This is a genomic window from Gleimia coleocanis DSM 15436, from assembly GCF_000159015.1.
In the GTDB taxonomy this organism is placed as follows: domain Bacteria; phylum Actinomycetota; class Actinomycetes; order Actinomycetales; family Actinomycetaceae; genus Gleimia; species Gleimia coleocanis.
The window spans coordinates 157,826-169,199 of the sequence record NZ_DS999545.1; the positions used below are offsets into that span (position 1 = coordinate 157,826).

Annotated in this window: 8 protein-coding genes and 1 pseudogene; 8 read left to right on the forward strand and 1 reads right to left on the reverse strand. The window is 50.9% G+C overall.

Annotated features, from left to right (window positions below; translation table 11 throughout):
• Positions 1–45 precede the first annotated feature (45 nt).
• Positions 46–2,547: an ATP-binding cassette domain-containing protein gene (locus HMPREF0044_RS05590; protein WP_006547152.1), complete on the forward strand. Its 2,502-nt coding sequence runs from the start codon at positions 46–48 to the stop codon at positions 2,545–2,547.
• Positions 2,548–2,642: 95 nt separating this feature from the next.
• On the opposite strand, the gene HMPREF0044_RS05595 is transcribed toward HMPREF0044_RS05590, so the two are convergent.
• On the reverse strand, positions 2,643–3,326 hold the full coding sequence (locus HMPREF0044_RS05595) for a LysE family translocator (protein WP_006547153.1): 684 nt from the start codon (positions 3,324–3,326) through the stop codon (positions 2,643–2,645).
• Positions 3,327–3,599: 273 nt separating this feature from the next.
• Here HMPREF0044_RS05595 and purD point away from each other — a divergent pair.
• From purD to HMPREF0044_RS05625, 7 genes and pseudogenes are all read left to right on the forward strand, one after another.
• Positions 3,600–4,838, forward strand: a pseudogene (purD, locus tag HMPREF0044_RS08240) (phosphoribosylamine--glycine ligase); the annotation flags it as partial.
• A gap of 99 nt (positions 4,839–4,937) precedes the next feature.
• Positions 4,938–5,792, forward strand: coding sequence for a phosphoribosylaminoimidazolesuccinocarboxamide synthase (locus tag HMPREF0044_RS08245; RefSeq protein ID WP_211205092.1), 855 nt, complete (start codon positions 4,938–4,940; stop codon positions 5,790–5,792).
• Between the two features lie 332 nt (positions 5,793–6,124).
• Entirely contained in the window at positions 6,125–7,984 is a 1,860-nt protein-coding gene (gene dnaK, locus HMPREF0044_RS05605) for a molecular chaperone DnaK (protein ID WP_006547155.1), read from the forward strand.
• An 88-nt stretch (positions 7,985–8,072) separates the two neighbouring features.
• Positions 8,073–8,678, forward strand: coding sequence for a nucleotide exchange factor GrpE (locus HMPREF0044_RS05610; RefSeq protein ID WP_006547156.1), 606 nt, complete (start codon positions 8,073–8,075; stop codon positions 8,676–8,678).
• Between the two features lie 26 nt (positions 8,679–8,704).
• Positions 8,705–9,757 carry a DnaJ C-terminal domain-containing protein gene (locus tag HMPREF0044_RS05615; RefSeq protein ID WP_006547157.1) on the forward strand — a complete coding sequence of 351 codons (1,053 nt, stop codon included), beginning with the start codon at positions 8,705–8,707 and terminating at the stop codon, positions 9,755–9,757.
• Between the two features lie 38 nt (positions 9,758–9,795).
• Entirely contained in the window at positions 9,796–10,254 is a 459-nt protein-coding gene (locus HMPREF0044_RS05620; protein ID WP_006547158.1) for a heat shock protein transcriptional repressor HspR, read from the forward strand.
• Positions 10,255–10,441: 187 nt separating this feature from the next.
• Entirely contained in the window at positions 10,442–11,305 is an 864-nt protein-coding gene (locus HMPREF0044_RS05625) for a hypothetical protein (RefSeq protein ID WP_006547159.1), read from the forward strand.
• Positions 11,306–11,374: the final 69 nt, after the last annotated feature.

Sequence of the window (11,374 nt, forward strand, 5' to 3'; positions counted from 1 at the left end):
AGCCGTGGTACAAAGCCCACCAAACGCCCTTTAAGGAAGAGAAAAATGCCAACCGAGCTGCCCACACACGACTTCATTCACGTTATCGGCGCCCAAGAAAACAACCTCAAAAACCTGGAAGTACAAATTCCGAAACGAAAACTCACCGTATTCACCGGAGTATCAGGCTCAGGTAAAAGCTCATTAGTTTTCGACACCATCGCCACAGAATCACAGCGCCTCATCAACGAAACCTACCCCGCTTTCATTCAAGGATTTATGGGCAATCTCAACCGCCCACACGTCGATGACCTGCGAGGACTCACCCCAGCCATTGTTGTCAGCCAAGAAAAACTCGGCGCCAACGCAAGATCCACCGTCGGAACCGTCACCGACGTAAGTACCTTACTGCGTTTAATCTGGGCAAAATTCGGAGTCGTCGCAGAAAACAACACCAAGGTACGTGCTTTGAAAATGAGCAGCCCCAACGCGTTCTCCTTTAACGTACCTAACGTCAAAGCCAGCGGCGCCATCAAAGTCGAAAAAGGCAAAGATACGAAAACCGAAAAACGTACCTACGAAGTAAATGGTGGAATGTGCGCCGACTGCGAAGGACTGGGCGTTGTCAACGACATTGACCTAACTAAAGTATTTAACGTTGAACTATCCCTCAACGACGGAGCAATCACGGTACCGGGATACACCGCCGACGGCTGGGCCGTACGCTTATACTCTGCCAGTGGATTCTTCCCCGCAGACCAGCCAATTAAGACTTTTACCGCGGAACAGCTGCAGACCTTCCTTTACGGCGAGCCTGTAAAAGTAAAGATCGAAAGCATCAACATGACTTACGAAGGGCTGATTCCGAAGCTCCAAAAGTCAATGTTTTCCAAAGATATTGAGGGGTTGCAACCGCATATTCGGAAGTTCGTGGAAACGGCAGTTACTTTCGCTCCCTGTCCCGCATGTGAAGGTACGCGTTTGAATCCGGCAGCGCGCGCAGTCACAGTTGCGGGACTAAATATCGCTCAAGCACACGTGTTGGAAATAACCGATTTATTAGCTTGGGTGCAACAACTGTTGGCAGGAGAAATCGCGTTAGCTGCGGCTGAGGCTCCGCTTATTTCCGAGGGCGGATTACTTTTAACTAATCTTGCCGAGCAACTGTCTTCCTTTGTGGAAATCGGCTTAGGATACCTGTCTTTAGCGCGTTCTGCATCCAGCCTTTCCGGTGGTGAAGCACAGCGAGTAAAGATGATTAGACACTTGCGGTCTGCGTTAACCGACATGACGTACGTGTTTGATGAACCCACCGCGGGCTTGCATCCACATGACATTGAACGAATGAAACGAGTTCTGCTGCAGTTACGCGACGCCGGGAATACGGTGTTAGTGATTGAACACCGTCCTGAGGTCATTGAGATTGCTGACCATATTATCGACATGGGTCCTGGGGCTGGTAAGCATGGTGGTGAAATCATGTTTGCAGGTACGTTCTCAGAGTTGCTTGCAGTATCCGACGCAAAAACTTCGCTGGGTACGTCCTTGCCTAATGGAAACCCAAGAAAGGCTGACAGCGCGCAAACATCAGTCACCAGCCAAGTGCTTTCCCTGCCTTTACAAGTAAAAACCTCAGCACGTACCTTTAGTGAAAAAATCGAATTACGCGGGGTTACAGCGAATAACCTGCGTGGAATCGACGTTGACGTACCTTTAGGGGTTTTAACAGCTGTGACGGGTGTAGCCGGTTCTGGAAAGAGTACTCTAATCGGCGCTTTGGTAAGTTCGGGAGCAGCGCCCTCGGAAATAATCATGGTTGACCAAGGTGCGATTAAAGGATCACGACGTTCCAACCCAGCTACTTACACGGGGGTGTTTGACCCAATCCGCAAAGCCTTCGCGAAAGCCAGCGGACAAAAACCCGCACTATTTTCAGCAAACTCAGAAGGTGCCTGTGAAACATGTAAAGGTGCGGGAGTAATCTACACGGACTTAGGATTCATGCAAACAGTGGAAAACCACTGCGAATCCTGCGACGGGCGACGTTTTGACGAAAGCGTCTTGCAATACCATTTGGAAGGTAAAAGTATCGCCGACGTATTAGAAATGCCCGCCCAAGAAGCCTTAGAGTTTTTCACGAAAGAAGCAAAAAATCCGGCAGTTTCTAAAGTCTTACAGCGACTGGTGGACGTGGGTTTAGAATACTTGAGCTTAGGGCAGTCGTTGACCACACTTTCAGGGGGTGAACGTCAGCGGTTAAAACTAGCATCCCAGATGGCTGACAAAGGTGGAATCTACGTGCTGGATGAACCGTCAACTGGGTTGCATCTGGCTGATACGCGTAAACTTTTAGCTTTGCTGGACCAACTAGTCGATTCTGGTAAAACCGTGATTGTCGTAGAGCATAATCTGCACGTAGTTGCTCATGCGGACTGGGTGATTGACCTGGGGCCAGGAGCCGGCCATGAAGGCGGGCAAGTTGTATACGCGGGCACCGTGTCACAAATGCATGCGGATAAGAACCTGGCAGATCAGTCAAAAACCGCACAATACATACAAAAATACTAAAAAATAACAAAGGTACGTGCTTAGAGTTTTCGCCGGAATCACAAGGAAAAACGAATGCGAAAACCTAAGCACGTACCTTTAACATTTTTGTGGATTCACACAACTAACAAAATAGCTAAAACCACAAAAAGCGCGCCAAGTAAGGTATCTACAGGATGTTTTACCCGCTCATACCCAGCAATAAATTTCGGGTTTGACGCAACCGTAGCTACCAAGGCAAACCAATTAAAAGAAATCGTCACCATGGTAAGGCCCAAGATAGCGCCCTCGGAAAAATAAATCTGCGCAGGCAACATGGAAGCAAAAAGTGAGGAATAAAAAATAATAGCTTTCGGATTACCTATGGTAGTAGTGACAAAGCCCAGCCAAGCGGATCGGTAGGCAGGCATGCGGGAATTCCCATTAGGGTGCGCAACAGAATCTGCAGATTCTCGAGGGCGGTCACTTTCACCTGCCGACACTGCTGAACCCGCGGGGTTATACACGCTGCGGTAAAGTCCCCAGAGGATGCGTAACCCAAAATAAAACAGCAGGGCAGCCCCACCTAAACGCGTGAACGTACCTAATGCGGGGTACGTGTTTAGTAGCGTAGCTAATCCTGCCATGGTGGCAATAATCCACAGGCTGGTGCCGAAAGCAATACCAGCGGCGGTGGCGTACCCATTTTTGCGACCGTAGTTAAGGGAAGCGCGTAAGACGGTGAGGAAATCAGGTCCCGGGGAAATCACTGCCACGGTGAATGCAGTGAGGATAGCAACCCACGTAGAAAAAGTCAGCAAGGTACGTCCTTTCGAAAACCACTCTCAGAATAGCTTAAAAACCGGAGAAAACTCTAAGCACGTACCTATAAGAAAGAACCTGAGGATAAGCACGTATCTGAATGTTGTAAAGCTGCGGGAGCGCATGAAATGCAATGACGTACCTGCGGGTAGAAACATTCCAAGGAATGGGAAGGGATATAAAAGAAAACCATAGAATGCGACAATAAAACTGGTTCCCGCTGGCACAACGGTAGGGAACATACTGTCTGACTGTTCCCAGAAAGATCACTCATGAAAATCCTGCTACTTGGATCTGGAGGCCGGGAGCACGCCCTGGCTCGTGCAATCACTAAAAACGTTAACCACGAACTTTACTGCGCACCGGGCAATCCCGGAACCGCAGCATTGGGAGTAAATGTTGCGTTAAAGGAAACTGACCCTCAGGCAGTTACTGCTTGGGCTGTGGAAAACCAGGTCGATCTGGTGGTAGTTGGTCCAGAAGCTCCTCTCATTGCGGGCGTAGCCGATGCAGTGCGCGCCGCGGGTATTCCAGTGTTCGGTCCAGACCAGGCAGCTGCGCAGCTGGAAGGTTCTAAGTCTTTCGCTAAAGAAATCATGGCTGCTGCTGGAGTGAAAACTGCGGGCTCGATTACCTGCCGTACCCAGGCAGAAGTTGATGCCGCGATCAAGTCTTTCAACCCGCCCTATGTAGTTAAAAATGATGGCTTAGCAGCTGGTAAAGGCGTGGTAGTTACTGAAGATTTTGATGCTGCTTTGGCGCACGCTTACGCCTGTGTGGAAGCTGATGGTGGCGCAGTTGTTTTTGAAGAATACTTGGCTGGTCCAGAAGTTTCCCTGTTCTGCATTTCTGATGGTAAGACGGTTGTTCCTTTGCAACCAGCGCAGGACTTTAAGCGTATTTTTGCTGGAGACCAGGGGTCAAACACGGGTGGTATGGGCGCTTATTCGCCGCTTCCTTGGCTTCCAGACGGATTCGTAGCTGAAGTTGTAGCTGAAGTAGCGCAGCCGGTAATTACGGAAATGGCTCGTCGCGGAACTCCGTTTGTGGGTTTGCTCTACTGTGGTTTGGTTTGTACGGCAAAGGGCACGCAGGTTATTGAGTTCAACGCGCGTTTTGGTGATCCTGAAACCCAGATTGTCCTGCCATTGTTGGAAACTCCATTGGCTGACGTGCTTTACGCTGCGGCAACCGGTACTTTAGCTGATTTACCTGTTTTGCAGTGGTCTCACAAGGTTGGCGTCGGCGTTGTTATGGCGGCTCCTGGTTACCCGGGCGCGATTACTACGGGTGCTGCGATTAGTGGCGTGGACGTGGCAGATGCCCGTGAGGACGTGCAGATTGTCGTGGCGGGCGCTCGCGGTGAGTATCCTGCTGGTTTGGAAACTTCCGGTGGGCGTGTTTTCACTGTGTGTGCGCAGGCGGATGATTTGGTTGCTGCCCGTGAGTTGGCGTATGCGGCGGTTTCGGATATTGCTTTCGAGGGCGCTCAATTCCGTGCTGATATTGCATTGAAGGCTGCTAATGGGGAAATCTCTGTTCCTGAACCGGCCTGTGGTTGCAACTGTTCCGCAAATGAAACGAAGGTACGTGTTTGGCCTTATCCGGTTGTGGAGGTGCCTGGTTGGACGCATGTTTCTCAGGGTAAGGTCCGTGACTTGTATGTTAATGACGAGGATGATTCCCTGCTGCTGGTAGTGGCGTCGGACCGTATTTCTGCTTATGACTATGTGTTGGATACTCCGATTCCTGATAAGGGTAAGATTCTGACTCAGCTTTCTGCGTGGTGGTTTGAGCAGTTAGGTGTTGAGAACCATGTGGTTTCTTTGGATGTGCCTGAAGTGGTTGCGGGTCGGGCTATGATTTGTCGTCGCCTGTCTATGTATCCGGTTGAGTGTGTGGCGCGTGGTTATCTGACTGGTTCAGGCCTGAAAGAGTACCGTGAGTCGCAGTCAGTTTGTGGAGTGAGCCTGCCAGCTGGTTTAACTGAGGCTTCTGTGCTTCCGGAACCGATTTTTACTCCCGCGGCTAAGGCTGAGGTGGGGGAGCATGATGAGAATGTTTCCTTCGAGCGGGTTGTGGAAATGGTTGGGCCTGAGGTGGCTGAGTCTTTGCGGGCAGCGACTTTAGAGGTTTATTCTAAGGCGGCGGCTATTGCTGCTGAGCGGGGCATTATTTTGGCTGATACTAAGTTTGAGTTCGGGCATATTGATGGTCGTTTGATTTTGGGCGATGAGGTTTTGACTCCGGATTCTTCTCGTTTCTGGCCGGCTGATCAGTGGGTTGAGGGTCAGGTGACTCCTTCTTTTGATAAGCAGTATGTGCGTGACTGGTTGGTTTCTGATGGGGCTGGTTGGGATCGTCAGTCTACTCCGCCGGCTTTGCCTGCTGAGGTTGTGGAGGCGACTCGGGCTCGTTATGTGGAGGCTTTTGAGAAGCTGACGGGGCGTGTGTTCCAGGCTTGATTTAGTTATTAACTATTTTTAGTTGAGGGTACGTGCTTGTGTTTTGGCGTGGGTTTTCTGCGCGAAAACACAAGCACGTACCTTTATTTATTTTGGGGGTGGGGAGTTTTGCTTGGAATATTAGGGTTTTCGAGGGCGGAAAATAAAAGTTGAGCGTAATCTGCTCAACTTTTAGATTTATAAATTGACAGCGTAACTAAACTGCGTAAACTTGAGTATGTAAAGCTCAAGTACGAAAACTTGAGCAGGATAGACTCAAGAATGGCATTCATAATCCGCCCTCGGAAATATAACGAGCAAAACGGAAAATGCCCCAAAATAGGAGGACAGTAATGGGACGTGCAGTAGGCATTGACCTCGGTACCACCAACTCAGCAATCGCAACCCTCGAAGGTGGCGAACCAACCATCATCGCCAACGCAGAAGGTATGCGCACCACCCCTTCCGTAGTAGCATTCTCCAAGACCGGTGAAGTCCTGGTCGGCGAAATCGCAAAGCGTCAGGCAGTCACTAACGTTGACCGCACCATCATGTCCGTAAAGCGCCACATGGGCACTGACTGGACCATGGCAGTAGACGACAAAAAATACACCGCAGAAGAAATCTCTGCACGCATCCTTTCCAAGCTAAAGCGTGACGCCGAAGAATACCTGGGCGAACCAGTAACCGACGCAGTAATCACCGTACCTGCATACTTCAACGACGCTGAACGTCAGGCAACCAAGGACGCAGGTGCAATCGCCGGTTTGAACGTAACCCGTATTGTTAACGAACCAACCGCAGCGGCACTGGCATACGGCCTGGCAAAGGGTAAGGAAGACGAACTCATCCTGGTATTCGACCTGGGTGGCGGTACCTTCGACGTATCCCTGCTCGAAATCGGCAAGGACACCGAAGATGATTCCACCTTCTCCACCATCGAAGTACGTGCAACCTCTGGTGACAACCGCCTGGGCGGCGACGACTGGGACCGCGCAATCGTAAACTGGCTGGTAATCCAGGTAAAGGCAAAGACCGGTAACGACCTGTCTAAGGACCCAGTAGCAATGCAGCGTCTGCGCGACGCAGCAGAACAGGCAAAGAAGGAACTCTCCTCTTCCACCTCCACCAACATCTCCCTGCAGTACCTAACCATGGTTGATGGCGTCCCAGTACACCTGGATGAAACCCTCACCCGCGCAAAGTTCGAAGAAATGACTGCCGACCTGCTGGAACGTACCAAGGCTCCATTCCATGCAGTAATCCGTGACGCAGGCATTTCCGTAAACGACATTGACCACGTAATCCTGGTTGGTGGCTCCACCCGTATGCCAGCAGTTACCGAAGTTGTAAAGCAGCTGACCGGCGGTAAGGAACCATCCAAGTCCGTTAACCCAGATGAAGTTGTAGCAATGGGTGCAGCTCTGCAGGCTGGCGTTATCCAGGGTGACCGTAAGGACGTTCTCTTGATTGACGTCACCCCACTGTCCCTCGGTATCGAAACCAAGGGTGGCTTCATGACTAAGCTGATTGACCGCAACACCGCGATTCCAACTAAGTCCACTGAAATCTTCTCTACCGCAGAAGACAACCAGCCATCCGTACTGATCCAGGTATTCCAGGGTGAACGCGAGTTCGCACGCGACAACAAGCCACTGGGCACCTTCGAACTGTCCGGCATTGCCCCAGCACCACGCGGCATCCCACAGATCGAAGTTACCTTCGACATCGATGCAAACGGTATCGTACACGTATCCGCAAAGGACCTGGGTACTGGCAAGGAACAGTCCATGACCATCACCGGTGGATCCGGCCTGGCAAAGGACGAAATCGACCGCATGGTTAAGGAAGCAGAAGCACACGCTGAAGAAGACAAGCAGCGCCGTGAAGAAGCTGAACTGCGCAACACTGCAGAGCAGACCGTTTACGCAATGGAAAAGGTTCTTAAGGACGAAGCTGAAAAGATTTCTGACGAAACCGCCACCGCTGTGAAGGCAGACGTTGACGCTCTGAAGGAAGCCTTGGCAGGTACCGACGTGGCAGCAGTTCGCGCTGGCTTGGAAAAGCTCAACGAATCCGGCATGAAGATCGGCCAGGAAGTTTACGCAGCATCTCAGGCGCAGCAGGCAGCTGCAGGTGATACTTCCGAGGGCGCTCAGTCTGAAGACGACGTGATTGACGCGGAAATCATCGACGAAGACGAATCTAAGTAACAGCTTAGAAACTGATCGTTAAAGGCACGTGTGGGGGCGGACTACTCCGCCCCCACACGTGCAATCACACAGAAAATAGGATGTAACCGTGGAAAACACCCCAGAAAATAACCTGCCTGAAGAACCAGTAACCTCGGCAGAGAACCCTGCACCAGCAGAAAACAACGAAGACTTAACGCATTTGGAAGCCCAGCTAGCCGACGTTGAAGTACCTGAACTAGCAGAACTCACTCCAGAAGCTGAGCTGGAAGCTTTGCGCGCGGAAAATGCGCAGCTTAACGACGATTTAGCTCGTTCTCGCGCTGACTACTATAACCTTGATCAGCAGTACAACAACTACGTACGCCGTTCAAAAACTGAACAGTTAAGCGCAAAACAAGTGGGTAAAGCCGACGTGGTAGAGGCTATGCTGAGCGTCCTCGACGATATTGAAGCCGCCCGCCAGGCAGGTGACTTGACTGACGGACCATTTGCTTCGATTGCTGCCAAACTAGAACAGGTTTTAGAAAATCGTTACGCATTCAAGCGTTTCGGTGTAGCTGGCGACCCATTCGACCCACAGTTCCACGAAGCGGTAATGGCAACCCCAGCTGAGGTTGAAGTAGAAACCGTGCTGCAAGTAGTTCAGTCCGGCTACCAGCTGGGAGATACGGTGTTACGCCCAGCTAAGGTTATTGTCGCTAACCCCCAGTAGTTTAAGTATTTTTTTAAGGAACACACATGGCCGGTCAAGACTGGTTAGATAAAGACTTCTATAAGGTTTTAGGAGTCTCTAAAGACGCTGATGATTCCGTCATTAAGAAGGCGTACCGTAAGCTGGCGCGCGCTAATCATCCGGATCAAAATCCGGGTGATAAGGCCGCGGAAGAACGCTTTAAAGCCATCAGTGAAGCCTACACTGTGCTCTCTGACGCAGAACAACGCAAACAGTATGATGCGATTCGCGCGATGGGGCCGGGCGGGTTTGGTGGCTTTGGAGGTTTCGGCGGCGGTCGCGGTGGTTCCGGATTTGGTGGTACTGGCTTCGGCGGGGCTTCTGGAGGATTCTCAGGCGCAAGTTTTGAAGATATTCTGGGCGCTTTTTCCGGAGGGCGGCGGGGAAGCGCCTCCACTGGGACTGGCAGCTTTGAAGATATCTTAGGCACCATGTTCGGCGGGATGAATGCCGGAGGCAACCCAGGTTTTGGCGGGTCAACGGGTGGTTTTGGAGGTTCTTACGGGACTCCAACGAAAGGTTCAGATATTGCGACCTCGGTAAAAATGTCATTCCGGGAAGCTGCTGAAGGTGCCACCGTAAAAATGGCGGTAGATGGTAAAAACATGACCGTGCGGATTCCATCCGGCGTAAGTGATGGTAAGAAACTCCGCTTAAGCGGTAAGGGGCGCCCTGGCACTAACGGTGGTCCAGCTGGTGACCTGGTAGTCACCATCATGGTTGATCCGCATCCGGTATTCAGTATTTCTGGGCAAACCCTGCAGATGAAGCTACCTATCACTTTGGCGGAAGCAGTTTTGGGTGCCAAAATCACGGTGCCGATGTTGAGCGGTGATCAGATTACCGTGAAGATTCCTGCTGGTTCAGTTAGTGGTAATCGCCTGCGTGTACGTAAACAGGGGTTGGAAGTTAAAGGTAAGCGCGGTGACTTGTTTATTGAACTAGATGTTGTCACCCCGCAGAAGCATTCTAAAGAGGCTATTGCGGCTTTAGAAGCTTATGCGGAAGCCACAAAAGACTGGGATCCGCGGGCTGATTTTAAAGCTACCCTTGACTAAACTGATATTAGGTACGTGCTTAGTGATTTGAGAGAGCAATGACGACTTACGTTATTTCAGTAGCCGCGGAATTAGCGGGAATGCACCCGCAAACTCTGCGTCAATATGATCGCCTGGGAATCGTGATTCCAGCGCGAACAAAGGGGCGTGGTCGTCGTTACTCTGCTCGTGATGTCGCACGCTTACGTGAAGTGCAACGCCTGTCTCAGGATGAGGGAATCAACCTGGAAGGTATTCGGCGGATTCTGACACTTGAAGAAAAGTTAGAACAAGCTACTGATGAGGTAACGCGTTTGCGTGCTGAGAATGCTCTATTACAAGCACGTTTAGAAATATTGGAAGATCGACGTACTCGAGTTTTCGCTGCTTCAACATCTGGAGATGTTACAAGCCTGCGTCGAGGAACACGAATTCGCCCGGTTTCTGCAGGAAATGAGCTAGTTCCAATCAGTCGTGAGAATGCTATGAAAATTTTGCGACAAATGGGTTTAACATAATGTTTAGTTTATGTTAGACTTAAGTTATCGATCGCGATGGAAGCCTCCTCTCCCAGGGAGTTCATCGCGATCATTTTTTATTTCCCACCCAAGGTACTTGTTTGCATCCAATGCCACTTAATTTCACTAGCTCACTGGGGAAAACACCGGTATTATAGAGATAATCCCCAATTTGAAAAGGAAAATCATGACTGATCAGAACCCATTCCAGATGGCACCTGGCGAAAACCAGCCAGAAGTACCTGCGCAGCCAGTACCACCAATGCCACCTACTCCACAGATGCCGGAAGCACAGGTACCAACCACTCCAGTAGCACCTGCAATGCCAGCACAACCAGCTGTACCACCTCAGCCTGCAGCCCCAATGCAGCCACAGTTCGGCGCATACTCTCAGACTGGTGCGCAGACCCCAAGCAGCCAGGCACCATACGCAGGTCAGGGTGTAAACGCAACCCAGGTACCACCAGCACCACAGGCACCAGCAACGAACTACCCACAGAACGGACAGTTCACCCAGGCAGGTCAGTTCCCACAGGGAAGCATGGCAATGCCAGGTGCAGCACCAGGACAGAAGCTTCCAGGACGCGGTAAGTCCGTAGCCATGCTGGTAATCGGCCTGGTAATGATGTTCTTCATCGCTCCAATCGCCGTATTTGTGGGCGTACTCTCAGGCATCGGCGGTCTAGGTAACGACACTGTAACCGTTGGAACTAATGGTCAAGTACACCTACAGGTCACTGGCCCAAACGCTGAAGCAGCAATTTGTGGAATCACTGACGGTGAAAACGTAGTTGAACTCGACCGCCAGAGTGACGGTAGCTTCACCACCGACGGCATTCCAGAAGGCACCTACGATATTGTCTGTGACAACCTCACCGACCAAGACGTAGTAATCGCAATCACTGACTCCGTAGTAGGTAACACCCTCGCAGGTGTAGGCATCTCCATGCTCATCGGCTTCATCGGCTTGGTACTCACAATCGTCGGCATCGTAATGTTGGTAAAGACCAACAAGCGCCGCAAGGCAATGATGACCCCAACCGGTTGGTGAAAATAAACTAACTTAAAGATTTGTGCCCGTAGCTGATCGCTGCGGGCACAAACTTTTGTCTGAAAACCT

Excerpts from the sequence above, each read along its gene's own strand:
- HMPREF0044_RS05615 (WP_006547157.1), top strand. The coding sequence starts at position 8,705 with ATGGCCGGTCAAGACTGGTTAGATAAAGACTTCTATAAGGTTTTAGGA.
- dnaK (WP_006547155.1), top strand. The coding sequence starts at position 6,125 with ATGGGACGTGCAGTAGGCATTGACCTCGGTACCACCAACTCAGCAATC.
- HMPREF0044_RS05620 (WP_006547158.1), top strand. The coding sequence starts at position 9,796 with ATGACGACTTACGTTATTTCAGTAGCCGCGGAATTAGCGGGAATGCAC.
- HMPREF0044_RS05590 (WP_006547152.1), top strand. The coding sequence starts at position 46 with ATGCCAACCGAGCTGCCCACACACGACTTCATTCACGTTATCGGCGCC.
- HMPREF0044_RS05625 (WP_006547159.1), top strand. The coding sequence starts at position 10,442 with ATGACTGATCAGAACCCATTCCAGATGGCACCTGGCGAAAACCAGCCA.